Consider the following 23816-nt stretch of genomic DNA (forward strand, 5'->3'; position numbering starts at 1 on the left):
ACGAAGGCGATTCAGGAGATGGCTGACATGTATTCGATACGGCTAGTACCGGTCACGATCGTCGTGGCATTTGCGCTTGCGTTCGCCGCGCCGCTGCGGGCGGCGGGCACGAGCGCAGAAACCGGCAGCGAAATCCTGCGTATCGGGGTGGTGGACGTCTCGCGGGTCGTCAACGAATCGCCCCAGGCCGCGCGTGCCAAATCGAGCATGGCGACGCAGTTTGCCAAGCGCAAGAATGATCTCGAAGCCAAGTCGAACGCCTTGCGCCAGGATATGGATCGGCTTGCCCAGGATGGGGCGGTCATGAGCGATGGCGATCGCGATAAGCTGCAAAGCGCGATCCGTGATCGCCAGCGCGAATTGCAGCTTGAGCGCAGCAAATACAACGACGATGTGTCCGATGCCGAACACAAAGAGTTCGAGCAGATGCGCGCGGATATTCTGGACATTATCGACCAGTACGCGGACGACAACGGCTACGACCTCATTCTGGGCGACGGCGTGTTGTATAGCAGCGAAGCGGTCGATGTGACCGACGAGATCCTGGCCGAACTCGGGGACCGCTAGTCATGGCTGCGAGCACGGCGCCTGCGGTCACGCTCGCGATGCTGGCCGATCGTTTCGATCTTGTTACGCGCGGCGATCCGCAAACGCAGATCAGCGGCGTTTGTGCGCTCGACCCCGGCCTGCCGGGGTGTATCGCGTTCGCCGAGAACGCCTCGCAGCTGAACGCAATTCGTCATACGCAAGCGACGGCTGTCGTCTGCCCGGCACCGGTTGCCGATGAAGTCAATATCAGCGCGCTTGTTGTAAAGCAGCCGCGGCTGGCTTTTGCCCGTATTGCAGCACTTTTCGACCGGCCGAAGCCAGACGCTGGCATAGACGAACGTGCGGTAGTCGCGGCATCCGCAACCGTCGATCCCCAGGCGAGCATCGCTAGCAACGCCGTTATTGGTGAAAACGCCGTGGTGGCCGCCGGCGCGGTTATCGGAGCGAATACTGTACTCGGCGACCGCGTGCATGTTGGCGTGGATACGCGTATCGCGAGCAACTGCAGCATTGGCGACGATGTGAGTATCGGCGCCCGTGTGTCGATCGAAGCGAATGCCGTCATCGGTGGGCGTGGGTTCGGGCTGGTGCACAACGGCAGCGGCTGGGAGCCGATTCCACAGATGGGGCGCGTACGGATTGCCGACGATGTGGAAATCGGCGCCGGCACGACGATCGACCGTGGCGCGCTCGACGACACCGTCATCGCGCGCGGTGTGAAGATCGATAATCAGGTGCATATTGCTCACAACTGCGTTATCGGCGAACACACCGTTATTGCCGGCTGCACCGGTATTGCTGGTTCCTGCACGATCGGTTCGAACTGCATGATCGGCGGTGGCGTGGGTATCGGCGATCACGTCACGATCGCAGACGGTGTGATCATCACCGCGGCAAGCCAGGTCCCCAAGAACATCGACCGGGGCGGCGTATACTCCTCGACTTTTCGCGCCATGCCGGCCACCGGCTGGCGCAAGCGCCTTGCCCTTTTTCGACAGCTCGACAAGATCGAGCGTCGCCTGCGGCGAGTTGAGCGCGCCGGCCCATCATCGGAGAACAACGAATGAGCGATCAAGACGACATCAAAGCCATCATGCGGCAATTACCGCACAGGTTTCCTTTTCTCTTGGTGGACCGCGTACTCTCCTGCGAACCGGGCAAGTCGATCACCGCGATCAAGAACGTCACCATCAATGAGCCGTTCTTTCCGGGGCATTTTCCGAGTGAGCCGGTCATGCCGGGCGTTCTCATCCTCGAAGCGCTGGCGCAGGCCGGTCTGATTCTGGGTATGCGTACGGTGGAATCGGAAGAGGGCACGATCGTATACTTTGCCGGCATCGACAAGGCACGGTTCAAGCGCCGCGTTGTCCCGGGTGACCAATTGTTGCTCAAGCTCGTGGTCGGCTCTGCCAAGAAGCGCATTTGGCGCTTCGACGCCGAAGCCTGGGTCGGCGACGAACTGGCCTGTCGCGCACAGATGATGGCGGTGCCGGGGAAGCCCGATGCCAATTGATCCCAGTGCACAAGTTCATCCCGAAGCCGACGTCGCCGACGATGTCGATATCGGCCCGTTCAGCGTTATCGGGCCGCACGTCAAGATCGGCGCGGGCACGCGCGTGGGTCCGCATGTGGTCATCTCGGGCCATACGACGATCGGGCGCGATAACCAGATTTTCCAGTTCGTATCGCTCGGTGCCGAGCCGCAGCATCGTGTTTATGCGGGCGAGCCAACACGGCTTACGATCGGCGACCGCAATACGTTTCGTGAATATTGCAGCGTGCACCGCGGCACGGTGATCGATCAGAGCGAAACCATCATTGGCGACGACAATCTGTTGATGGCGTATACACATGTCGCCCACGATTGCGTGCTGGGCAATGGCATCACCATGGCCAATGGCGCGAGTCTCGCCGGCCATGTGCGCATCGGCGATTTCTGCATTCTCGCCGGCTTCGCGTTGGTCTACCAGTTCCGGCGCGTGGGCACGATGGCGTTTCTGGCGTATTGCAGCGGCGTGCAGCAGGACGTACCGGCCTTCGTCCGTAGTGCGGGCGCGCCGGCAGTGCCGCACGGGGTGAATTCCGTCGGCATGCGCCGGCGTGGCTATACGGAAGAAGAAGTGACTGCGGCCAAGCGCGCGTATCGCACCATCTATCGTTCCAAGCTACGTCTGGAACAGGCGCGCGAAGCGCTTCGCGAGCCGGCCCAGTCGAGCGAGGCGGTACGCTTGATGCTCGAATCGCTCGAACAGGCCGAGCGCGGCATTATCCGCTAGCACGTGACAGATGCCCCGAGGCGATTCTTCATCGTCGCCGGCGAACAGTCCGGCGACGTGCTCGGCGCGGGGCTGATCCGCGCGCTGACAAAACGCTATCCGCAGGCGCGTTTCGAGGGCGTGACCGGGCCGCTCATGCGCGAGGCCGGCTGTGAAACGCGGGCCGATATCGAAGAATTGTCGCTGTTCGGCATCAGCGAAGTGATCGGCGAGATACCGCGCCTGTTGCGCCTGCGTCGGCGTCTGTTCGAGCGCGTTGTCGAGAACGCACCCGATGCGTTCATCGGTATCGATGCGCCGGCGTTCAATACCGGCCTGGAAATGCGGGTTCGCGCGCGCGGCATTACCACGGTGCACTACGTATGTCCCACCGCCTGGGCTTGGCGTCAGGGACGCACGAAAAACATCCGCAAGGCCGTGGATCTGTTGCTGGCGATCTTTCCGTTCGAAGAAGCGTTTTTTCGGCGTTTCGATATTCCGGTCACCTTCGTCGGCCACCCGTTGGCCAACGAGCTGCCGCTGCATCCGGACAGCGCGAGCGCGCGGCGTGCGCTGGAGCTTGATGGCGACGCGCCGCTGTTGGGGCTGCTGCCGGGCAGTCGGCGATCTGAAGTCAGCCGTTTGGGCCCGGTGTTCATAGAAACAGCGCGCTGGCTGCGTGCCCGCCACCCCGAACTTCGGTTTGTAGCACCCATGGCGACGCCGGCGGTGCGCGCGCTGTTTGAAGCACAGATTGCGCGGGCGGGCGCGGATATGGACATCCGCCTGGTCGATGGACGTTCGCGCGAGATAATGCGAGCGGCCGACGTGTTGCTGCTCGCCTCGGGCACGGCCACGCTGGAAGCGCTACTGGCAAAGACGCCGATGGTGGTGGCGTACAAGCTCTCGCCCATGAATTACGCGATCGCGCGTGTGTTCAATCTCATCAAGACCGAACACGTCAGCATGCCCAACCTGCTCGCGAAGCGCGCGCTTGTACCTGAATGTCTTCAGCAACAGGCGCGCGTATCGGTGATCGGGCCCGAAGTGGATCGACTACTCGAATCGCAAGCCGCGCGTGCAGCCCAGACCGATGCATTTGCTGGCATTCATCAACAGCTCGCACTCGATGCGGACGAGCGGGCGGCCGACGCTGTCGCACAACTGCTCGAGGCGCGTTGATGAGGCGCAAGGAACGCCGTTTCGCCTGTCCCTTCGTGGCCGGGGTGGACGAGGTCGGCCGTGGGCCACTCGCGGGGCCGGTTGTGGCAGCCGCGGTGATTCTGCCGGCAAAGCCGTTGCTGCGCGGTCTGACCGATTCGAAGGCGATCGGCGAAGCCGAGCGCGAGCGTATGGATGAGCGTATCCGCCAGCGCGCCCTTGCCTATGCGATCGCCGAGGCGTCGGCGGCCGAGATCGATAGTCTCAATATCCTGCAAGCAAGCTTGCTCGCCATGCAGCGCGCGGTCGCCGCACTTCGGCTGACCCCGTTCGCGGCATGGGTCGATGGCAACCAGCCGCCGCCGTTGAACATGCCGCTGCGTACGGTCGTCGGTGGTGATGGCAGCGTGCCGGCGATCAGTGCCGCGTCGATCATTGCCAAGGTATCGCGCGATCGGCAGATGCAGGCACTGGACGCGCGCTATCCGGGCTATGGATTTGCTCAGCACAAGGGCTACGGCACGCGCGCGCATCGCGACGCGATCGAGGCCTATGGCGTGACCCCGATCCATCGGCGCAGTTTCGCGCCCATCGCGCGTGCATTACAGGCCCGCCAGATCGATTTCATCGACCACGTAAGCCAGTAGAGGCCCGCGCCTCGGGCATTCCTGCGGTAAGTGAATGTTTCGTGCCCGAGCGGTCTGACAATCGCCGGGTGTTGGTCGTTAGAATGATCCTTTGAGGGCCGCATCCAACACGCACGGTCTGCCGCGCGCTCGTTGTGATACGCCTCGTTCTGCCGGTGCCCATACTGGCGAAACTGACCGACCGAAGAGCCTATGCCTGCCGAATTCGTCCATCTGCGCGTCCATACCGAATACTCGTTGTCCGACGGCATCGTGCGGATCAAACCGTTGCTGTCGCAGACGCGTGAGGCGGGCATGCCGGCCGTGGCGGTTACCGATAACGTCAATCTCTTCGGCATGGTCAAGTTCTACAAGACTGCGCTGGGCGCCGGCATCAAGCCGATCGTGGGCGTGGATCTGCAGATTGACGAAGGCCCGCAGGAAACGCCGTCGCGGCTCACGCTGCTGGCACAACACCGCGAAGGTTATCGCAATCTTTGCGATCTGCTGACCCAGGCATATCTACATGGCCAGCATCGGGGGCAGGTGCTATGCCAGCGCGAGTGGGTCGCCGACAAGGCCGACGGGCTGATCGCGCTCTCCGGCGGCATGGTCGGCGATACGGGCATTGCGCTCATGGCCGGCAAGCCCGAGATCGCGGATGCCCGCGCCGCGGAGTGGCAACAGATCTTTGGCGATCGCTATTATCTCGAAGTCACGCGTTGCGAACGTAGTGGCGAGGCCGCCTGGCTGTCGGAAACGGTGGGGCTGGCCCTGCGGCGCGATATTCCGATCGTGGCGACTAATGATGTGCGTTTCCCGCATGCCGACGACTTCGATGCCCACGAGGCACGAGTCGCTATTCACGGCGGTTATACGCTGGCCGACCCGCGCCGGCCGAAGAATTACACGCCAGAGCAATATCTCAAGACGCCCGAACAGATGGCCGAGCTGTTCGCGGATTTGCCGGAAGCGCTCGAGAACAGCGTCGAGATCGCACGCCGTTGCAATCTCGAACTCACACTTGGCGAAAACGTGTTGCCTGAATTCCCGGTGCCGGACGGCCACGACGCGGCATCGTTTCTGCGGTCGGAGTCGGAATCCGGGCTCGCCGAGCGCCTCGAATTACTGTACCCGGACGAAGACGAACGCGAACGGCGCAAGCCGGAATACGATGCGCGTCTCGATCACGAGCTCGACGTGATCAAGTCGATGGGCTTTCCGGGCTACTTCCTGATCGTTGCCGACTTCATACGCTGGGCACGCGAGAACGGCGTGCCGGTCGGCCCGGGCCGTGGTTCGGGCGCGGGTTCGCTGGTAGCTTACGTGCTCGGTATTACCGATCTCGATCCGCTGGCCTACGATCTATTGTTCGAGCGTTTCCTGAACCCCGAACGTGTGTCCATGCCCGACTTTGACGTCGACTTCTGCATGGATGGGCGCGACCGTGTGATCGAATACGTCGCGCAGCGTTATGGCCAGGAAAAGGTCAGCCAGATCATCACCTACGGCACCATGGCCGCGAAGGCTGTGGTGCGTGACGTCGGCCGTGTGCTGGGTCATCCCTACGGTATGGTCGATCGCATCGCCAAGCAGGTGCCGTTTGCGCCGGACATGACGCTCACGCGGGCGCTGGAAGAGTCGGAAGAACTGCGCCAGTCGCGTGAGGACGAAGAGGTCGGCTATCTGCTCGAGCTCGCGCTCGCGCTCGAAGGCCTGTCGCGTAACCCCGGCAAGCACGCCGGCGGCGTGGTCATTGCGCCGTCGAACCTGATCGACTTCACGCCGCTCTATTGCGAAGCCGGCGGCGGCAACCGCGTAACGCAGTTCGACAAAGACGATGTCGAGGCGGTCGGCCTGGTCAAGTTCGACTTTCTGGGGCTGCGTACGCTCACCATCATCGATCGCGCGGTGCAGGTGGCCAACGATCGACTGGCAAAATCGGGCAAGGATCCGATCGATATCCGCTCGATCCCGCTCGACGACAAGAAACCCTACGAACTGCTCAAGGCCGGCGATACCACCGCCGTGTTTCAGCTCGAATCGTCCGGCATGCGTCGGCTAGTCAAACAGCTCAAGCCTGACGAACTCGAGGATATCGTTGCACTCGTGGCGCTCTATCGGCCGGGCCCGCTCGAGTCCGGCATGGTCGAAGACTTCATCGACCGCAAGCACGGCAAGGCGCGGGTGGTGTATCCGCACGACAGCCTGGCTGAAGTGCTGGAGCCGACCTACGGCGTGATTCTGTATCAGGAACAGGTGATGCAGATTGCCCAGGTACTGGCCGGCTACAGCCTCGGCAACGCCGATCTGCTGCGCCGTGCCATGGGCAAGAAGAAGCCCGAGGAGATGGCCAAGCAGCGCGATGGCTTCGTCAAGGGCGCGGTCGCCAACGGCATCGAAGAGGATACGGCCGCCTATATCTTCGACCTGGTCGAGAAATTCGCCGGCTACGGGTTCAACAAGTCGCACTCGGCCGCCTACGCGCTGGTGTCGTATCAGACCGCCTGGCTCAAGGCGTATTACCCGGCCGATTTCATGTCGGCGGTGCTCTCGGCGGATATGGATCACACCGACAAGGTGGTGATCATGATCGACGAATGTCACCGCCTGGGCATCGACGTAGTGCCGCCGGACGTCAACGCCTCGGAATACAACTTCTCGGTGGTCGATGATACGGCGATCCGCTACGGCCTGGGCGCGATCAAGGGCCTGGGTCGCGGCGCGATCGAAACCGTGATCGAAGAACGTCGCCAGAACGGCGTCTATGCCAACCTCTATGATTTCTGTCGGCGTATCGATACCTCCAAGGCCAATCGGCGCGCACTGGAAGCGTTGATCAATGCCGGCGCACTCGATGCGCTGGGGCCGAACCGCGCCAGCCTCATGCAAGGGCTTACGCGCGCACTGGCCGCCGCGGAACAGGATCGCAGCGCGGCCAGCGCCGGCCAGAACGATATGTTCGGTCTGGCCGAAGATGCGAGCGACAACATGGGCCCGCCGCTCGAAGAACGCCCGGAATGGCCCGAGGATGAGCGCCTCCGAGCCGAGCGCGACACCCTCGGCCTGTATCTCACCGGTCATCCTATCCGGGCCTGGGAAGATGAGCTGGCGCTCATGACCCATGGCAAGATCGCCGAACAGGTCGCGGCCATGCCACGCCCGGAGGAGGGCGGCGGACGCGGCCGGCGTGGTAACAAGCGTAGCGCCGTCGTGGCCGGTCTCGTAGTCGAAGTCCGCCGGATGAAGAAAGGCCGGCGCATTATCGTCGTGCTCGACGACGGCAGTGCCCGGATCGAATGTCCGTTGTTCGAAGAAAAGGCGGCGGAATACGGCCATCTGCTCGCCGCCGACAAGCTGGTGGTCGTGGAAGGCAAGCTGCAGTACGACGATTTCAGCGACGGCTTTCGCCTGAACGCCGAAACCGTGATGGACTTCGACACCGCGCAGGCGCGCTTTGCCCATCGCGTGCTGTTGCGGGCGACGCCGAATGTGGATGTCGATGCGCTCGTCGGTTGCGTGGATCGCCACCGCGCAGAAGAAGCCGGCTGCGATGTCGTCGTGCGCTATAGCAACGATCAGGCACGCGCGGTACTCACCCTAGGAGAGACGCGGGTGCGCCTGTGCGACGAATTGCTGGCCGATCTAAAGCACCTGGTGGGTGCGGATCACGTGCAAGTACGTTATCGTCGCGGGCAGTCTCTTTCCCAGTAAACCGCGCAGCGGTCGCAGCAGCAATACACGATGGCGCAGAAAAACCTCGACTATCTCGATTTCGAACAGCCGATTGCGGAGTTGCAAGAAAAGATCGAGGAGCTGCGTTTCGTCGCCGACGGCAGCGAGGTCAATCTAAGCGAAGAGATCACCAAGCTCGAGGGCAAGCGTCGCAACCTCACCGAGCAGATCTTTTCCAAGCTCTCGACCTGGCAGGTCGCACAGATGGCGCGCCATCCGCTGCGTCCGTACATGCAGGACTACATCGACGGCATGTTCACGGATTTCGTCGAGCTGCACGGTGACCGTGCCTATGCGGACGATCCGGCCATCATTGGCGGTACCGCACGTCTGGGCGGCCAGTCAGTCATGGTGATCGGCCATCAAAAGGGGCGCGACACCAAGGAAAAAATCTACCGCAACTTCGGCATGCCGCGCCCGGAAGGCTATCGCAAGGCGCTGCGCCTGATGAAGCTCGCCGAACGATTCAACATGCCGGTGCTGACCTTCATCGACACACCCGGTGCCTATCCGGGCATCGGTGCCGAAGAGCGCAACCAGTCGGAAGCCATTGCACGCAATCTGTTCGAGATGGCGCGCCTGCGGGTGCCGATTCTTTGCACCGTGGTTGGTGAAGGCGGCTCCGGCGGCGCGCTTGCCGTGGGCGTGGGCGATCATCTGATGATGCTTCAGTACAGCATTTACTCGGTTATCTCACCGGAAGGCTGTGCCTCGATTCTGTGGAAGTCTGCAGAGCGCGCCGAAGAAGCGGCCGAAGCAATGAAGGTCGGCTCTCAAGACCTGCACCGGCTCAAACTCGTCGACGAAGTGGTCGAAGAGCCCTTGGGTGGCGCGCATCGCGACCCTAAGAAACTCATGCAGCAAATGCGTGAACGGCTGCTCGCGAACATGACGCGGCTCAAGCGCATGGGCGTCGACGAACTCCTGGAAGCACGCTACAACCGCTGGATGGCGTTCGGCGACTTTAAGCTCGTGGGGTGAACGCCGAATTCGCCTCCTTGTATGCGGCGCTCGAACGCGTGCCGGTGGGTACGCAGAAACTGGCTGTCGCGTACAGCGGCGGCCTGGATTCCACGGCCTTGCTGCGCGCACTCGTCGAGCGTCCGACCGAATTGCCCGTGCGGGCGATCCATGTCTGCCATCACCTACAACCGGCCGCTAAAGCCTGGGCCGAAGCGTGTGCGCGCCAAGCCGCAGCGTGGGAGGTGGGCTTTACTTGCATTGATGTCGAGGTCGAGATACAGGGTAGAAGCCTAGAAGCCGCCGCGCGCGACGCACGCTACCGCGCACTCCAACGAGAACTCGGCGAGGGCGAAACGCTGATCACCGCCCATCACGCGCGCGATCAGGCCGAAACGTTTCTGCTGCAGGCGCTGCGCGGCGCTGGCCCGCGGGGACTGGCCGGCATGCCGCGCGAAGCGATGTTTGGCCCTCATATGCACTGGCGGCCGTGGCTGGAGATCGGCTACGAGACGATCGCAGCTTATGCGCGCAAGTCGCAGCTGAACTGGATCGATGATCCGAGCAATCACGACCCGGACATTGCGCGTAGTTTCCTGCGCGAAACCGTTATGCCGCAGCTCAGGTCGCGCTGGCCGAAGGCCGACGACGTGCTGTCGCGCAGCGCCGCCCATGCCAGCGAGGCCGCGACGGCGATCGACACGCTCGCGCAAATCGATCTCGAGCGCGTTATGGAAAGCAACGGCACGCTGGATGCGCGACGTCTCGGCGCACTGACCGCGGCGCGCGCCAAACAAGTTGTTCGCCGCTGGCTGGCCGTTTCAGCGCGAGACAGGCCCGACCATCGGCATGTAGCGGCGATCGTGGAGCTCGGCACATCGCGGCTGGCAGCGAGCCCCTGCGTCGCGTTTGCTGATACCGAGGTACGGCTGTTCGACGGCCGGCTGCATGCGATGACGCGTTTGTCGCCCGTTGGCACACCGTTCGAATACGAGTGGAACGGGTGTGCGCCGCTTCTGCTGCCGGGCGGATGCGGCGCGATCGCAATCGAGCCGGCGCCGCGCGTCCGACTGAATTTGAAGGTCGCATCGCGCCGCGGTGGCGAGCGCGTGGCAAGCGGAGCGGCTGGCCATCGGCGAGTGAAAGACGTGCTTCGCGAAGCGCGTGTGCCGCCGTGGCTGCGCGAGCGGGTACCGCTCGTTTACTACCGCGATACGCTTGTCGCGGTCGGCGATATCTGGCGCCACCCGCATATCGAACAGCTCATACGCGACGATATCGGCGCCTTCGTATGGCGTGACCGACCCGCATAACGCGTGATTGCGCGTTGTCGGTAGGCGACCTTTCGGCTAGCATGCGCGCTGTTATTCCCCGGTATGAGTCTTGGATCGCGATGGCAGGCGACGCGGCGGGTACCCGCTATATTTTCGTGACCGGTGGGGTGGTGTCCTCGCTCGGTAAAGGCATCGCGGCGGCGTCGCTTGGCGCACTGCTCGAATCACGGGGGCAACGTGTGTCCGTGATCAAGCTCGATCCGTATCTGAACGTGGATGCGGGCACCATGAGCCCGTTCCAGCACGGCGAGGTGTATGTCACCCGCGACGGCGCCGAAACCGACCTGGACCTGGGCCACTACGAGCGTTTTCTGAAAACGCGCACGTCGCGGCTGTCCAACTTCACGACCGGCCAGATCTACAACAACGTCATCAATAAGGAACGCCGCGGCGATTACCTCGGCGGCACCGTGCAGGTGATTCCGCATATCACCGACGAGATCAAGCGTTGCATTCTCGAAGGCGGTGAGGGCGCAGACATCTGTCTGGTCGAGATCGGCGGTACCGTGGGCGATATCGAATCGCTGCCGTTCCTCGAAGCGATTCGTCAGTTCGCAGTCGAACTGGGCCACCATCGCGTGCTGTTCATGCATCTCACGCTGGTGCCGTATATCGCCTCCAGTGGCGAGATGAAGACCAAACCGACCCAGCATTCGGCCAAGGAACTGCGCTCGATCGGCATTCAGCCCGATATTCTGCTGTGCCGTGTCGACCGGCCGCTGCCGGAAAACGAGCGCCGCAAGATTGCGCTGTTCACTAACGTGTCCGAACGCGCGGTCATTGCTTGTATCGATGTCGATGACATCTACAAGATGCCGGGCCTGCTACAGGCACAGTCGCTGGATGCGCTCGTACTCGAACACTTCGATATCTCGGCGCCGAACGCGGATCTATCCAACTGGGCCGCACTCGTGGAAGCACGGCGCACGCAGGATGTGACCGTCAAGGTGGCCATGGTCGGCAAGTACGTCGATCTGGCCGATGCCTATAAATCGGTCAACGAGGCGCTGTCGCACGCGGGGCTGCATACCGGCACGCGCGTGGATATCCATTATCTGGATTCCGAAACTGTCGAACGCGACGGCGGCGACTGTCTGGCCGGCATGGATGCCGTTCTGGTGCCCGGCGGCTTCGGCGAACGTGGTATCGAAGGCAAGATTACCGCGGCGCGCTATGCGCGCATGCACAACATTCCGTATTTCGGCATCTGTCTTGGAATGCAGGTGGCCTGTATCGAGTTCGCGCGCGACATCGCCGGGCTGGACGGCGCGCACAGCACGGAATTCGTGGCCGAGCCTGCCCATCCCGTCATCGCCCTGGTAACGGAGTGGCACGATCTGGCCGGCGATATACAAAAGCGCCATGCCGAGGTCGACCTGGGCGGGACCATGCGCCTGGGCGAGCAGCGCTGCGACCTGGTCGCCGACACACTGGCCGCGCGCTGCTACGACGCCACGCAAGTGTTCGAACGTCATCGTCACCGCTACGAGTTCAACAATCACTACCGCGATGTACTGGCGGAAAAAGGCCTGGTGTTTTCCGGCATATCCGCAGAAGACAATCTCGTCGAGATCGTCGAGTTGCCGGATCATCCGTGGTTCCTGGGCTGTCAGTTTCATCCGGAATTCACATCGACGCCGCGCTCGGGGCATCCGCTGTTCATCGGCTTCATCGCCGCCGCGCGTGCGCATTGCACGGCGAGCGCCGAGGCCCGATAACGATGCGCCTTTGCGATTTCGAAGTCGGTATCGATCGACCGCTTTTTCTGATCGCCGGGCCGGATAGCCTCGAATCGCCTGAGCTGGTGATGGATGTGGCCGGTCATCTCGCCGAGCTGTGTCGTGAGCTGGGTATCGGCTATATCTTCAAGGGCTCGTTCGACAAGGCTAACCGCAGTTCGGGCGACAGCTATCGCGGGCCGGGTATCGAGGCCGGGCTCGACATGCTGGCGGCGGTCAAGCGCGAGATCGGCGTGCCCGTAACCACCGACGTACATACCGAAGCGCAAATCGAGCCGGTCGCTGCCGTGGTCGATCTGCTGCAGACCCCCGCGTTCCTGTGCCGCCAGACCGATTTCATTCAGGCAGTCGCGGCCAGCGGCACGCCGGTGAATATCAAGAAAGGTCAGTTTCTGTCGCCGGCCGAGATGAACGGCGTCGTCGCCAAGGCACGCGACGCCGGCGGCGAACAGATCATGGTCTGCGAACGTGGCTATGCGTTCGGCTACAACAATCTCGTCGCGGATATGCGCAGCCTGGCGATCATGCGCGACACGAACTGCCCGGTGGTATTCGATGCCACCCACTCGGTGCAACTGCCGGGTGGCCAGGGAACGCGCTCGGGCGGCGCGCGGGAGCAGATTCCGGTATTGTCGCGCGCGGCGGTTGCTGCCGGCATCTCGGGATTGTTCATGGAAACGCACCCCGATCCCGATAACGCCCTGTGCGATGGCCCCAATTCATGGCCGCTGGCGCATATGCGCGAGCTGCTGGAGACGCTGGTCGAACTCGACGGCGTGATCAAACGACGCGGCACGATCGAGTCGACGCTCGTCCAACCTTAAACGAAACGCGAAAAGCAGTATTCCTATGTCGAAGATCAAGCAAATTCGTGGATATCAGGTCATCGATTCGCGCGGCAACCCGACGGTCGCCGCCCGCGTGACGCTGGAAACCGGCGCCGTCGGCACGGCCATGGTGCCGTCGGGTGCCTCCACCGGCAGTCTGGAAGCGGTCGAATTGCGCGACGGCGACGCCGATCGCTTTCTCGGTAAAGGCGTAACCCGTGCCGTGGCCAATATCAACGGCGAGATCGCCAAGAAGCTCAAGGGCTTCGAAGCCGATGACCAGGCCGGCCTCGACAAGACGCTCATCGAGCTCGACGGCACTGACAACAAGGGCCGGATCGGCGCGAATGCGCTGCTGGGCGTATCGCTGGCCGTGGCCCATGCCGCAGCCAATGACAACAAGCAGGGCCTGTACGATTTCCTTGGTCACGACGACGCCGTCAACCTGCCGGTGCCGATGATGAACGTCATCAACGGCGGCGCGCATGCCGATAACAATGTCGACATGCAGGAGTTCATGATCGTGCCGGCCGGCGCAGCGAGCTTCTCGGAGGCCATGCGCTGCGGTGCGGAAATCTTCCAGCATCTCAAGAAGCTGCTGGGCGAACGCGGTCTGGCGACGGCCGTGGGTGACGAGGGCGGTTTCGCGCCGAATCTGCCGTCCAACGCGGCGGCGCTCGATACGCTCGTCGAAGCCATCGAGCGTGCCGGTTACAAGCCGGGCGGCGACGTATGGCTGGGCCTGGACGCGGCGAGCACGGAATTCTGCGAGAACGGTCGCTACAAGCTGTCGTCCGAAAACGCGGACTACGACGCGGCCGGCTTCGTCGATTATCTCGCCGGACTGGTCGACAAGTACCCGATCATTACCATCGAAGACGGCATGGCCGAAGACGACTGGGACGGTTGGGCCCTGCTGACCGAGCGCCTCGGCGATCGCGTGCAGCTGGTCGGCGATGATCTGTTCGTGACCAACACCCGCATTCTGCAGAAAGGCATCGAAGAGGGCATTGCCAACTCGATTCTGATCAAGCCCAATCAGATCGGTACGCTCACCGAAACATTGCGTGCTATCGATGTGGCGACCCGCGCCGAATACACGGCCGTGGTGTCGCACCGCTCCGGCGAAACCGAGGATTCCACGATCGCCGATCTGGCGGTGGCGACCTCGGCAACCCAGATCAAGACCGGCTCGCTGTCGCGTTCCGATCGGATCGCCAAGTACAACCGACTGCTCATGATCGAAGCGGAGCTGGGTACGCGGGCCGTTTACCCGGGTCGCAACGCTTTCAACGTCGGATTCTAGTCGCGCTGTGAGCCGATCGTCCGAGCAATTGTCTATCGGCGGCGCCGGATGAAAACGATGCGCGCCGAGATAGGGCATCGATTGTCGCGGTTGAGCGCCGATCTGGCCGGCGCTAGACAGCCCCGGCCGCCGCGCTACAATCGCCGGATGTATCGCGCCGTTCTCATCGTTCTCCTGCTCGTGCTCGCTGGGCTGCAGTATCGCCTATGGATCGCCGACGGCGGCTGGGCGGAAGTGCACCGTCTGAGCGAGATGAAGCAGGAGCTCAACGCCGCGAATGAACGCAATGAGATCCGTAACGATGCATTGCAGGCCGAGGTCGACGATCTCAAGTCCGGCGAGAGTGCGACCGAAGGTCGTGCACGGTCGGATATGGGAATGATCAAGCGCGACGAAGAGTTCTTTCTGACCATCGCACCGCCCGGCCCGACACCCAAGCCAACGCCAAACGACAGTCCGGCCGAACGCTGAATGACGCTCGTCAGCGAGGATGCGGTTGATATGGCCGCACTGGCTTATGCGCGTGGGGCAGCGCCCGACGCCCGCGCTGAGCTGCGTCAGCAGCCCGCCGATTTCTTCGTCGATGAAGATTGTGATATCGCCTTGTCCGGCAGCGGCGAACACCTGTGGTGCCGGATCGAAAAGACAGGGCTGAATACGCAAGACGCGGTACAGGCTCTGTCGCGAGCGACCGGTGTGCACCCGCGCCAGATCGGCTTTGCCGGCATGAAGGACCGGGTTGCGGTCACCCGGCAGTGGCTTTCGATCGCCTGGCCGATTGCGCGCGATCTGCCCGATCTGCCCGATCTGGACGGGCTCGAGGGCATCGAAATTCTCGAAATGGATCGCCATGAGCGCAAGCTCAAGCGCGGTGCGCACCGGGGGAATCGATTCGTGCTGCGCCTGCGCGAACTGGCCGGCGATCGAGATGTTTTGGAAGCGGATCTGGCGCGGGTACGCGAGCAGGGCGTGCCGAATTATTTCGGCGCACAGCGGTTCGGTCACGGCGGTCGTAATCTGGGCCTGTCGCGCGCGCTTTTTGCGGGCAAGCGTCTTTCGCGCAACCGCCGTGGTTTTGCGCTCTCGGCAGCGCGTTCACTGCTTTTCAATGCGGTCGTCGATGCACGCGTACGCGATGCCAGCTGGAACGCCTTGATCGACGGCGAAGCGGTCATGCTCGACGGCAGCCATAGCGTATTTGCGCTGGCCGAAACCGATCAGGGCCGGGATGAACTTGAACAGCGGCTCGCGCGTTTTGATATTCATCCGAGTGGCCCCATGGCCGGTCGCGGTGGCGATGATGTCATCAGCGGCCGGGCTCGCGAACTCGAAGAGGGCGTATTGGGCGAATACGCTGATCTGGTCGCGGGGCTGAAAGCCTGCGACGTGGAAGCCGGACGACGCGCCTTGCGGCTGTCTGTGCCATCGCTGGAGTGGCAATTCGAAGACGAACGCACGCTCACGCTATCGTTCTGGCTGCCGCCGGGCGCGTTTGCGACCAGCGTCCTGCGCGAGATTGTCGATACCACCAGCGACAGCTGAGCCGTTCGATGGGCTCGCGCGCGGATCAGCCGCGTCGAAGCAGTACATAGACCGCGCCGGTGCCCCCGTCGTTGTCGCGGGCCGAGCAATAGGCCAGCACTTCGTCGCGCTGGCGCAGCCAATGGGCCACCTTGACCTTGAGCACCGGGCCGCGATGGCCCGAGCGCAGACCTTTGCCGTGGACGATACGGACACAGCGATGGCCCCGGTCGAGTGCTTCGCGCAGGAATACAGCGAGACAATGGCGCGCGACGTCCACGATCATGCCATGCAGATCGAGTTCGGCCTGACAACGATACTGGCCGCGACGCAGCTTGCGCATGACAGCCAGCTGCACGCCTTCACGACGATGAAAAAGGTCGTCGCCGGTTTCAATATCGTCGCCGGGCGAAAAATCCAGCAGCTCGCCGATCACTGCCTGTTCGTCGGCTTCGCGCATGGCCGGGCGCGCCGACGGCATGTGCCGCCACGGCCGGCGCCGTTGACCCTTGGCAATTTCGGCCACCGGACCCACGGCATCGCGAAACAGCGCGCTGTCATCGTCGCTGATCGGGGCGTCGGGATCGGCACGCGTATGTTTGGACGTATCGGAACGGTCGGCCATGCCGGCAATTCACTCAAGCAGAAAAGCGTCGATTTAAGCTATGCTAGCGAGCCTGCGGCACGCTTGCACGTGCCGATATTCTTGCTTTCCATCGAACCCTTGCATGCGATTACTGCTGAGTAACGATGACGGATGTCACGCGCCCGGCCTGACGGCCTTGCGTGGCGCGCTCGCCAAGATCTGTGACGACATGGTCACGGTTGCCCCCGATCGCAACCGCAGCGGGGCGAGCAACTCGCTCACGCTGGAGCGCCCGTTGCGGGTAAACCAGGTTGCCGAAGGCCTTTATTCGGTCGATGGCACACCGACCGACTGCGTTCATCTGGCGACCACGGGCCTGTTCGAACAGGACGCGGACATGGTCATCTCCGGAATCAATCACGGCGCCAATCTCGGCGACGACGTGCTCTACTCGGGCACCGTGGCGGCGGCCACCGAAGGGCGCTCGCTCGGACTGCCGGCGGTGGCTATCTCGCTTGTGGGCGAGAATCCGCGCCATTTCGATACCGCGGCACGGGTCGCGGTTGCGGTCGTGAAGCTGCTCATCGATCATCCTTTACCCAACGATACGATTCTCAACGTCAATGTTCCGGATCTTTCGTACGAAGAAGTCGGTGGCTTTGCGGCGACCCGGCTTGGCAATCGTCATCGCGCCGAGCGTCTGGTCGAGGACAGCGACCCACGTGGGCGGCCGATCTTCTGGATCGGGCGCGCAGGCGGGGAGGCCGATGCCGGGCCCGGAACCGATTTCCACGCGATCGCTCAGGGCCAGGTATCGATTACGCCGATCCAGATCGATCTGACCCAGCATGCGGCGGTCGGCGCGTTGGGCGATTGGGTCCGCCGGCTTTGAACATGCAGGACAAGCATCCACACGTGCGCGGATTCGGCATGGCGTCGGCCCGTAGTCGTGCGCGTCTGATCGATCGCCTGCGTGGGCTCGGCATCGAAAACGATACCGTGCTCGCCGCCATGGAAAAGGTGCCGCGCCATCAGTTCGTGGACGAGGCGATGACCAGCCGCGCCTACGACGATACCGCGCTGCCGATCGGTTACGGCCAGACCATCTCGCAGCCGTATATCGTCGCGCAGATGACCCAGTTGTTGATTGCCGATGGCCTGCCCGACAACGTACTCGAGATCGGGACCGGCAGTGGCTATCAGGGCGCGGTGCTGGCCGAGATTCTGCCGTCGATCTATACGGTCGAGCGTATCGAGCCTCTTTACGAACGCGCACGCCGGCGTTTTGCCGAGCTCGGCTATCGCAATGTGCGTGCCCGGCTGGCGCGAGATGGTGTGCTCGGTTTGCCCGATTATGGCCCGTTCGAAGCGATTCTGGTGACTGCCGGGGCGGAGAAGCTGCCGACCTCGCTTTATGAACAGCTTGCGGATGGCGGACGCATGATCGTGCCGGTCGGCCCCACGGGCGACCAACGCCTGATCGTCGTGCGCCGCGACGGCGGCTACTTCGAGCAGGAAGTGCTCGATGCGGTGAGTTTCGTACCCTTGATCGAGCAGCGTAGCGATGAACCTAGTCATTAGAGCGCGGATGTCGTGCGATGCGTCGAGCGGCCCGCGTCTGGCTTCGTATGTAGCGGCGGCGGGGCGCGCTCGCTGATGTTTCGCCGTCTATACGACTGGGTCGTGCGCGCGTCCGGCCATCGCCGTGCGCCTTCGCTACTGGCGTTGCTGGCTTTTTCCGAGTCTTCGTTCTTCCCGATCCCGCCGGATGTAATGCTTGCACCGATGACGCTGGCGCGTCCGGAGCGGGCCTGGTGGTTTGCGGCCATCACCACGGTGGCGTCGGTGGTCGGCGGCATGCTCGGCTATTGGATCGGCGCACTGTTTCTCGACGCGTTACTGCCGTGGCTCAAGGAACTGGGCTATTATTCGGCTTATACGACGGCGCGCGACTGGTTCGAGACCTACGGGTTCTGGGCCGTATTGCTCGCCGGTGTGTCGCCGATCCCGTACAAGGTGTTCACAGTCGCCGCCGGCGCTGTTGCCATGCCGTTCTTGCCGTTCATGGCCGGCTCTATCGTCGGCCGCGGCGTTCGCTTTTTTCTGGTGGCCGGGCTGGTACGCTCTCTCGGGCCGGTTTTCGAGCAGCGCCTGCTCAAATATATCGATTGGATCGGATGGGCTATCGTCGCCGTCATCGTTGTCGTAATCGCCGTACTGCAGTTGCGATGAAACGCCTCGGGTTGGTGCTGCTCGTCGCGTTCGTTGTCGCCGGCTGTTCCATACGTGGTGCGTATCGTCCCGATACCTACACCGTGCGCCGAGGCGATACGCTGTCGCAGATCGCGGCGAGCTACGGTATGGACTGGCGTGATCTCGCGCGCTGGAACAATATCCGTGCGCCGTACACGATCGAGGTCGGCCAGCGCCTGTCGCTCGATCCCTATCCGCCGTTGGATTATTCGCACTCCAGCGCGCCGCCGCGCAATCGTCCGGTGGCCGCGCCGCCTGCGCCCCGGCAACCGCAGGTCGCGCGTGCGCCGCAGGATTCGCGCGCGGCACAAGAAGCGGCCATTCAGGCTTCCACGCCGCAGCTCAAGCGCACGATCGAGCATGCGCGCCCAGGGCGCCCGAGTACACCGAGCGCGCCGACAACGCCGCCGCCCGAATCGGTCGCGGATGAAGCCGATGTCGCCACCGAAGCAGAAATCACCCAGGCCAGCCGGCAAACGCCGACGCAGCCTACACGTACCGGCGGCCCCAGCGAGGATGGCTGGCAATGGCCGGCGAGTGGGTCGATCATCCGTGGTTACGCGGCACAGCGCACGCGTCAGGGCATCGATATCGGTGGCCGCGAAGGTTCGCCCGTCTATGCAGCCTCCAGCGGGCGCGTGGTCTACAACGGCACGGGGCTCAAGGGCTACGGCAAGCTACTCATCATCAAGCACGATGAGAAATATCTGTCTGCTTACGGCTTCACGCGCAATACGCGGGTCTCGCAGGGGCAGGACGTGGCCGCCGGCATGCATATCGCCGATATGGGGCTGGGGCCACAGAACAAACCGATGCTGCATTTCGAAATCCGTCGCGACGGCCGGCCGATCGATCCGGCCAGCCTGCTCCCCAACGCCGACTGAGGGCCTGGCGGCCGGTAGTCGCTTCATTGCGATTCTGGCAAACTGCCGCGTCTTGTTCCATTCCTGTGTCCCACCGAGTCCGCTGCGGCTCTTGAACCCGATCGACCATGTCAAATCCGTCGCCTAAATCTGAATTCGCGCGAATCAATCGCTTGCCGCCGTATGTGTTCGGCATCATCGGCGAACTCAAGCAGGCGGCGCGAGCGCGGGGCGAGGACATCATCGACTTCGGCATGGGCAACCCCGATCAGCCCACGCCCGAGCATATCGTCAACAAGCTCGTGGACGCCGCCCAGCGCCCGGACACGCATCGCTATTCCGTATCCAAGGGCGTGCCGCGTCTGCGGCTTGCGATTTGCGACTGGTATAAGCGCAAGTTCGATGTCGATCTCGATCCGGCCAGCGAAGCCATTGTCACCATGGGCTCGAAAGAAGGCCTGGCGCATCTGATGCTGGCGATTCTCGAGCACGGAGATCAGGTACTGGTACCCAACCCGGCGTACCCGATCCATCCGTATGGCGCGGTGATTGCCGGTGCTGACGTGCGCCATGTGCGCATGATGCCGGACTCGGATTTCTTCGCCGAACTGGAACGGGCGATCAAGGAATCATGGCCGCGGCCGAAGATGATGCTGCTCAACTTTCCGGCCAATCCCACCACGCAGTGTGTGGAGCTGGAGTTCTTCGAGCGCTGTGTGGAGATGGCGCGCGAGTACGATCTGTGGATCGTGCAGGATCTGGCGTATGCGGATCTGTGTTTCGACGGCTACGAAGCGCCGTCGATTCTGCAGGTGCCGGGCGCCAAGGATGTGGCCGTGGAATGCTTTACGCTCTCCAAGAGCTACAACATGCCGGGTTGGCGCGTTGGTTTCATGTGCGGCAACCCGACGCTCATCGCCGCGCTGGGGCGCATGAAATCCTATCTCGACTACGGCATGTTCACCCCAGTGCAGGTGGCCGCGATCGCTGCACTTAACGGGCCGCAGGATTGCGTGACCGAGATCCGCGACATGTATCAGAAGCGCCGCGATGTACTGTGCGACGGGCTCAACGATATCGGTTGGCTGGTGGACCGCCCCAAAGCCACGATGTTCGTCTGGGCGCCCATTCCCGAGCCGTATCTCGAAATGGGCTCGCTCGAGTTCACCAAGAAACTCCTGGCTGATGCAGATGTAGCAGTCTCGCCCGGCGTGGGCTTTGGCGAATACGGCGATACACATGTGCGCTTCGGCCTGATCGAGAACGAGCAGCGCACGCGCCAGGCGCTGCGCAATATCAAACGCATGTTCAAGCGCGACGGGCTGATTGACAGCCTGTAGCTGCGCGGTGCGCGAACACAACCAGGAGACGAGAGTGCAACCGGTCAACGTGGGACTACTCGGGCTCGGCACCGTGGGTGCGGGCGCGGTCAATCTGCTCGAACGCAATGGCGTGGAAATCGCACGCCGCGCCGGGCGTGAGATTCGTGTCGTGCGTGCGGCGGTGCGCAATCCTGACAAGACGCGCGAATGCGCAACGTCGGGTATCGAGATCGGCACCGATTGCAACGCCGTCGTCACGGATCCGAATATCGACGTGGTGATCGAGCTGATCGGCGGCGATACCCAGGCTTACGATCTGGTCATGGCCGCGATTGCCAATGGCAAGCATGTGGTCACGGCCAACAAGCACCTTATCGCGCTGCACGGCAACGAGATCTTTGCCGCGGCTGACGAAGCCGGGGTGGTCGTGTCCTTCGAGGCAGCCGTGGCCGGCGGCATTCCTATCATCAAGGCGATGCGTGAAAGCCTGGCCGCCAACCATATCGAATGGGTTGCAGGCATCATCAACGGCACTGGCAACTTCATCCTCAGCCAGATGATCTTCGAGGATCAAAGCTTCGAGGACGCGCTAGCCGACGCCCAGCGCCTGGGTTTCGCCGAGGCCGATCCGACCTTCGATGTGGAAGGCATCGATGCCGCCCACAAGCTGGCAATCATCGGCGCGATCGCGTTCGGCATTCCGCTGTCGTTCGACAAGATCTTCACCCAGGGCATTCGCGATATCGACAGTGTCGACATCGAGTATTGCGCCGAGCTGGGTTATCGGATCAAGCATCTGGGCATTGCCCGACGTGGCGACAACGGCGTGGAAATGCGCGTACATCCGACTCTGGTGTCGCAGAAAGCGCTGCTGGCGAACGTCGAAGGCGAGAAGAACGCCATCATGGTCTATGGCGATGCCGTGGGGCCAACTGTATATTACGGCGCCGGCGCAGGCGCGGGGCCGACGGCGTCGTCGGTAGTGGCGGACCTAATCGATACCGTTCGCATCATGAGCATCGACCCGAAAGGGCGTGTGCCACATCTGGCCTTCCAGCCCGACGAGATCACCGACGAGCCGATCGTGGGCAGCGACGATTTCGTCTGCGGCCACTACTTCCGTGTGCAGGTCGCCGATCAGATCGGTGTGATGGCCGAAATCACGCGTGCCCTGGCAGACCAGCAGATCGGGATCGAGGCGATTCTGCAGAAGGATCCGCCGACTGAAGAAGATGACGCGCGCGTTATGATCGTCACCAAGGCCGCACGCGAAGGCCAGCTGATGAAGGTGCTCGACCATATCCGGTCGCTGCCGTACGCGCGCGAAGGCATCGTGCACATGCGCGTGGCCCAGTTCGAAGACTAACCGACCGCCGAGGCGTCGCATGAGATATATCAGCACCCGGGGCAATGCGCCTGCGCTGAGTTTCGAAGAGGTGGTGCTGACCGGCATGGCCAGCGATGGCGGTCTGTACGTGCCCGAGCATATTCCCGAGTTCTCGCACGACGAGATCGCGGCGATGGCCGGGTTGCCGTATACCGAGATCGCGTTTCGAGTGATGAAACCGTTCGTGGGTGGCGAGATCGACGACGACACTTTTCGTCGGCTGATCGATGAGACGTACGCGACTTTCAAGCACGATGCGGTGGTGCCGCTCAAACAGCTCTCGCACAACCATTATCTGCTCGAACTTTTCCATGGGCCGACGCTGGCGTTCAAGGATGTGGCACTGCAGCTGCTGGGACGACTGCTCGATCATTTCCTCGCCAAACGCGATCAGAAAGGCGTGATCATGGGCGCGACGTCCGGCGATACCGGCTCGGCCGCGATCGAGGGCTGTCGGCATTGCGACAACCTCGACATATTCATCCTGCATCCGCATGAGCGCGTGTCGGCGGTGCAGCGCCGCCAGATGACCACCGTGCTCGCGGATAACGTGTACAACATTGCCATCGAAGGCAATTTCGACGATGCCCAGGCGATGGTCAAGGCAAGCTTTGCCGATCAGGGCTTCCTGCAGGGCACCCAGCTGATCGCAGTCAATTCGATCAACTGGGCACGTATCATGGCCCAGATCGTGTATTACGTAGCGTCCGCGGTCGCCCTCGGCGCGCCGCATCGCGAAGTCAGCTTCTGTGTGCCCTCGGCCAATTTCGGCAACCTGTTTGCCGGTTACATGGCCAAGCGCATGGGCCTGCCGGTCAAGCAGTTCGTGATTGCGACCAATGCCAACGATATTCTGCATCGCACGATCACGGACAACGATTTTTCCAAGACGGAGCTCAAGCCCACGCTGGCACCATCCATGGATATCGTCGTGTCGTCGAATTTCGAACGGCTGCTGTTCGAAGCCTACGGACGAAACGGCAAAGACGTGGCCGATCTGATGGGTCGTTTCGCGCAGTCGCCGACGTCGCTGCATGAAGCGCCGCTGGCCGAATTGCGCAAGCTGTTTGCCAGTCACAGCGTGGGCGACGACACGATTCTGGAAGTTATCCGTGAAGCATTCGAGCACACCGGTGAACTGCTGGATCCGCATACAGCTACCGGCTATCGTGCGGCCCAGCGTGCCCGTGCCGATGAGATCACCCCGATGATCACGCTCGCGACCGCGCATCCGGCCAAGTTCGAAGATGCCGTGGTGAAGGCCGGTTTCGAAGGCGCGCCGCTGCCGGAGAACATGCACGATCTGATGGCACGCGAGGAACGTTACGATGTGCTGCCCGCCGAGCTGAAAGCGGTCCAGGCCTACGTGGCCGAACATCGGCACTAGAGCGG

22 protein-coding genes are annotated in these 23816 nt (G+C 62.6%); 21 read left to right on the forward strand and 1 reads right to left on the reverse strand.

What is annotated here, in order from left to right; all coding sequences use genetic code 11:
* The first annotated feature begins 18 nt into the window (after nt 1–18).
* The 14 genes from SSPSH_RS05270 (at nt 19) to truD (ending at nt 16034) form a co-directional block, all read left to right on the forward strand.
* Nucleotides 19–567 carry an OmpH/Skp family outer membrane protein gene (locus SSPSH_RS05270; RefSeq protein ID WP_084623436.1) on the forward strand — a complete coding sequence of 183 codons (549 nt, stop codon included), beginning with the start codon at nt 19–21 and terminating at the stop codon, nt 565–567.
* Nucleotides 568–569: 2 nt separating this feature from the next.
* The gene (gene lpxD, locus SSPSH_RS05275) at nt 570–1616 is read left to right on the forward strand and encodes a UDP-3-O-(3-hydroxymyristoyl)glucosamine N-acyltransferase (RefSeq protein ID WP_006911869.1); all 1047 of its coding nucleotides are present in this window, start codon (nt 570–572) and stop codon (nt 1614–1616) included.
* Nucleotides 1613–2062, forward strand: a complete 450-nt coding sequence (fabZ, locus tag SSPSH_RS05280) for a 3-hydroxyacyl-ACP dehydratase FabZ (RefSeq protein ID WP_006911868.1) — start codon at nt 1613–1615, stop codon at nt 2060–2062. The genes lpxD and fabZ overlap by 4 nt, the downstream gene beginning before the upstream one ends.
* A complete protein-coding gene (gene lpxA / locus SSPSH_RS05285) occupies nt 2052–2825 on the forward strand; it encodes an acyl-ACP--UDP-N-acetylglucosamine O-acyltransferase (protein ID WP_006911867.1) in 774 nt (257 codons plus the stop codon). The genes fabZ and lpxA overlap by 11 nt, the downstream gene beginning before the upstream one ends.
* A gap of 3 nt (nt 2826–2828) precedes the next feature.
* Nucleotides 2829–3986 carry a lipid-A-disaccharide synthase gene (lpxB, locus tag SSPSH_RS05290; RefSeq protein WP_006911866.1) on the forward strand — a complete coding sequence of 386 codons (1158 nt, stop codon included), beginning with the start codon at nt 2829–2831 and terminating at the stop codon, nt 3984–3986.
* Entirely contained in the window at nt 3986–4612 is a 627-nt protein-coding gene (rnhB, locus tag SSPSH_RS05295) for a ribonuclease HII (RefSeq protein WP_006911865.1), read from the forward strand. Before lpxB ends, rnhB begins: the two co-directional genes overlap by 1 nt.
* A 192-nt stretch (nt 4613–4804) precedes the next feature.
* Nucleotides 4805–8305 (forward strand): DNA polymerase III subunit alpha, encoded by a 3501-nt coding sequence (gene dnaE, locus SSPSH_RS05300; RefSeq protein ID WP_006911864.1) that lies wholly within the window; start codon nt 4805–4807, stop codon nt 8303–8305.
* A gap of 30 nt (nt 8306–8335) precedes the next feature.
* Nucleotides 8336–9307, forward strand: coding sequence for an acetyl-CoA carboxylase carboxyltransferase subunit alpha (locus tag SSPSH_RS05305; RefSeq protein ID WP_006911863.1), 972 nt, complete (start codon nt 8336–8338; stop codon nt 9305–9307).
* Entirely contained in the window at nt 9304–10599 is a 1296-nt protein-coding gene (gene tilS / locus SSPSH_RS05310) for a tRNA lysidine(34) synthetase TilS (RefSeq protein WP_006911862.1), read from the forward strand. The genes SSPSH_RS05305 and tilS overlap by 4 nt, the downstream gene beginning before the upstream one ends.
* A gap of 80 nt (nt 10600–10679) precedes the next feature.
* Entirely contained in the window at nt 10680–12338 is a 1659-nt protein-coding gene (locus SSPSH_RS05315; RefSeq protein WP_006911861.1) for a CTP synthase, read from the forward strand.
* 2 nt (nt 12339–12340) lie between these two features.
* The gene (kdsA, locus tag SSPSH_RS05320) at nt 12341–13183 is read left to right on the forward strand and encodes a 3-deoxy-8-phosphooctulonate synthase (RefSeq protein ID WP_006911860.1); all 843 of its coding nucleotides are present in this window, start codon (nt 12341–12343) and stop codon (nt 13181–13183) included.
* Nucleotides 13184–13208: 25 nt separating this feature from the next.
* A complete protein-coding gene (gene eno / locus SSPSH_RS05325) occupies nt 13209–14492 on the forward strand; it encodes a phosphopyruvate hydratase (RefSeq protein WP_006911859.1) in 1284 nt (427 codons plus the stop codon).
* 147 nt (nt 14493–14639) lie between these two features.
* Entirely contained in the window at nt 14640–14963 is a 324-nt protein-coding gene (locus SSPSH_RS05330) for a septum formation initiator family protein (protein WP_006911858.1), read from the forward strand.
* Nucleotides 14964–16034, forward strand: coding sequence for a tRNA pseudouridine(13) synthase TruD (truD, locus tag SSPSH_RS05335; protein WP_006911857.1), 1071 nt, complete (start codon nt 14964–14966; stop codon nt 16032–16034). It begins immediately after the preceding gene.
* A 25-nt stretch (nt 16035–16059) separates the two neighbouring features.
* On the opposite strand, the gene SSPSH_RS05340 is transcribed toward truD, so the two are convergent.
* Nucleotides 16060–16638 (reverse strand): Smr/MutS family protein, encoded by a 579-nt coding sequence (locus SSPSH_RS05340; protein ID WP_006911856.1) that lies wholly within the window; start codon nt 16636–16638, stop codon nt 16060–16062.
* A 103-nt stretch (nt 16639–16741) separates the two neighbouring features.
* Between SSPSH_RS05340 and surE the strand changes: the two genes are divergently transcribed.
* The 7 genes from surE to thrC all read left to right on the forward strand — a co-directional run bounded on the left by surE (nt 16742) and on the right by thrC (nt 23811).
* On the forward strand, nt 16742–17491 hold the full coding sequence (gene surE / locus SSPSH_RS05345) for a 5'/3'-nucleotidase SurE (protein WP_006911855.1): 750 nt from the start codon (nt 16742–16744) through the stop codon (nt 17489–17491).
* A 2-nt stretch (nt 17492–17493) separates the two neighbouring features.
* Nucleotides 17494–18180: a protein-L-isoaspartate(D-aspartate) O-methyltransferase gene (locus SSPSH_RS05350; protein WP_006911854.1), complete on the forward strand. Its 687-nt coding sequence runs from the start codon at nt 17494–17496 to the stop codon at nt 18178–18180.
* A 75-nt stretch (nt 18181–18255) separates the two neighbouring features.
* The gene (locus SSPSH_RS05355; protein ID WP_006911852.1) at nt 18256–18831 is read left to right on the forward strand and encodes a YqaA family protein; all 576 of its coding nucleotides are present in this window, start codon (nt 18256–18258) and stop codon (nt 18829–18831) included.
* Nucleotides 18828–19736 carry a peptidoglycan DD-metalloendopeptidase family protein gene (locus SSPSH_RS05360; protein ID WP_006911851.1) on the forward strand — a complete coding sequence of 303 codons (909 nt, stop codon included), beginning with the start codon at nt 18828–18830 and terminating at the stop codon, nt 19734–19736. The genes SSPSH_RS05355 and SSPSH_RS05360 overlap by 4 nt, the downstream gene beginning before the upstream one ends.
* A 107-nt stretch (nt 19737–19843) precedes the next feature.
* On the forward strand, nt 19844–21055 hold the full coding sequence (gene alaC, locus SSPSH_RS05365; protein ID WP_006911850.1) for an alanine transaminase: 1212 nt from the start codon (nt 19844–19846) through the stop codon (nt 21053–21055).
* 34 nt (nt 21056–21089) lie between these two features.
* Entirely contained in the window at nt 21090–22403 is a 1314-nt protein-coding gene (locus SSPSH_RS05370; RefSeq protein ID WP_006911849.1) for a homoserine dehydrogenase, read from the forward strand.
* Between the two features lie 19 nt (nt 22404–22422).
* Nucleotides 22423–23811 carry a threonine synthase gene (gene thrC, locus SSPSH_RS05375; protein ID WP_006911848.1) on the forward strand — a complete coding sequence of 463 codons (1389 nt, stop codon included), beginning with the start codon at nt 22423–22425 and terminating at the stop codon, nt 23809–23811.
* The last annotated feature ends 5 nt before the right edge of the window (nt 23812–23816 follow it).

It is taken from the genome of Salinisphaera shabanensis E1L3A (assembly GCF_000215955.2).
GTDB lineage: Bacteria > Pseudomonadota > Gammaproteobacteria > Nevskiales > Salinisphaeraceae > Salinisphaera > Salinisphaera shabanensis.

What these genes read in the sequence shown, in the direction of transcription:
- alaC (WP_006911850.1), top strand. Translation starts at nt 19,844, where the DNA reads ATGTCAAATCCGTCGCCTAAATCTGAATTCGCGCGAATCAATCGCTTG.
- SSPSH_RS05270 (WP_084623436.1), top strand. Translation starts at nt 19, where the DNA reads ATGGCTGACATGTATTCGATACGGCTAGTACCGGTCACGATCGTCGTG.
- lpxD (WP_006911869.1), top strand. Translation starts at nt 570, where the DNA reads ATGGCTGCGAGCACGGCGCCTGCGGTCACGCTCGCGATGCTGGCCGAT.
- fabZ (WP_006911868.1), top strand. Translation starts at nt 1,613, where the DNA reads ATGAGCGATCAAGACGACATCAAAGCCATCATGCGGCAATTACCGCAC.
- lpxA (WP_006911867.1), top strand. Translation starts at nt 2,052, where the DNA reads ATGCCAATTGATCCCAGTGCACAAGTTCATCCCGAAGCCGACGTCGCC.
- SSPSH_RS05355 (WP_006911852.1), top strand. Translation starts at nt 18,256, where the DNA reads ATGTTTCGCCGTCTATACGACTGGGTCGTGCGCGCGTCCGGCCATCGC.
- SSPSH_RS05340 (WP_006911856.1), bottom strand. Translation starts at nt 16,638, where the DNA reads ATGGCCGACCGTTCCGATACGTCCAAACATACGCGTGCCGATCCCGAC.
- SSPSH_RS05350 (WP_006911854.1), top strand. Translation starts at nt 17,494, where the DNA reads ATGCAGGACAAGCATCCACACGTGCGCGGATTCGGCATGGCGTCGGCC.
- SSPSH_RS05305 (WP_006911863.1), top strand. Translation starts at nt 8,336, where the DNA reads ATGGCGCAGAAAAACCTCGACTATCTCGATTTCGAACAGCCGATTGCG.
- rnhB (WP_006911865.1), top strand. Translation starts at nt 3,986, where the DNA reads ATGAGGCGCAAGGAACGCCGTTTCGCCTGTCCCTTCGTGGCCGGGGTG.
- SSPSH_RS05360 (WP_006911851.1), top strand. Translation starts at nt 18,828, where the DNA reads ATGAAACGCCTCGGGTTGGTGCTGCTCGTCGCGTTCGTTGTCGCCGGC.
- eno (WP_006911859.1), top strand. Translation starts at nt 13,209, where the DNA reads ATGTCGAAGATCAAGCAAATTCGTGGATATCAGGTCATCGATTCGCGC.
- truD (WP_006911857.1), top strand. Translation starts at nt 14,964, where the DNA reads ATGACGCTCGTCAGCGAGGATGCGGTTGATATGGCCGCACTGGCTTAT.
- SSPSH_RS05315 (WP_006911861.1), top strand. Translation starts at nt 10,680, where the DNA reads ATGGCAGGCGACGCGGCGGGTACCCGCTATATTTTCGTGACCGGTGGG.
- dnaE (WP_006911864.1), top strand. Translation starts at nt 4,805, where the DNA reads ATGCCTGCCGAATTCGTCCATCTGCGCGTCCATACCGAATACTCGTTG.
- kdsA (WP_006911860.1), top strand. Translation starts at nt 12,341, where the DNA reads ATGCGCCTTTGCGATTTCGAAGTCGGTATCGATCGACCGCTTTTTCTG.
- surE (WP_006911855.1), top strand. Translation starts at nt 16,742, where the DNA reads ATGCGATTACTGCTGAGTAACGATGACGGATGTCACGCGCCCGGCCTG.
- thrC (WP_006911848.1), top strand. Translation starts at nt 22,423, where the DNA reads ATGAGATATATCAGCACCCGGGGCAATGCGCCTGCGCTGAGTTTCGAA.
- SSPSH_RS05330 (WP_006911858.1), top strand. Translation starts at nt 14,640, where the DNA reads ATGTATCGCGCCGTTCTCATCGTTCTCCTGCTCGTGCTCGCTGGGCTG.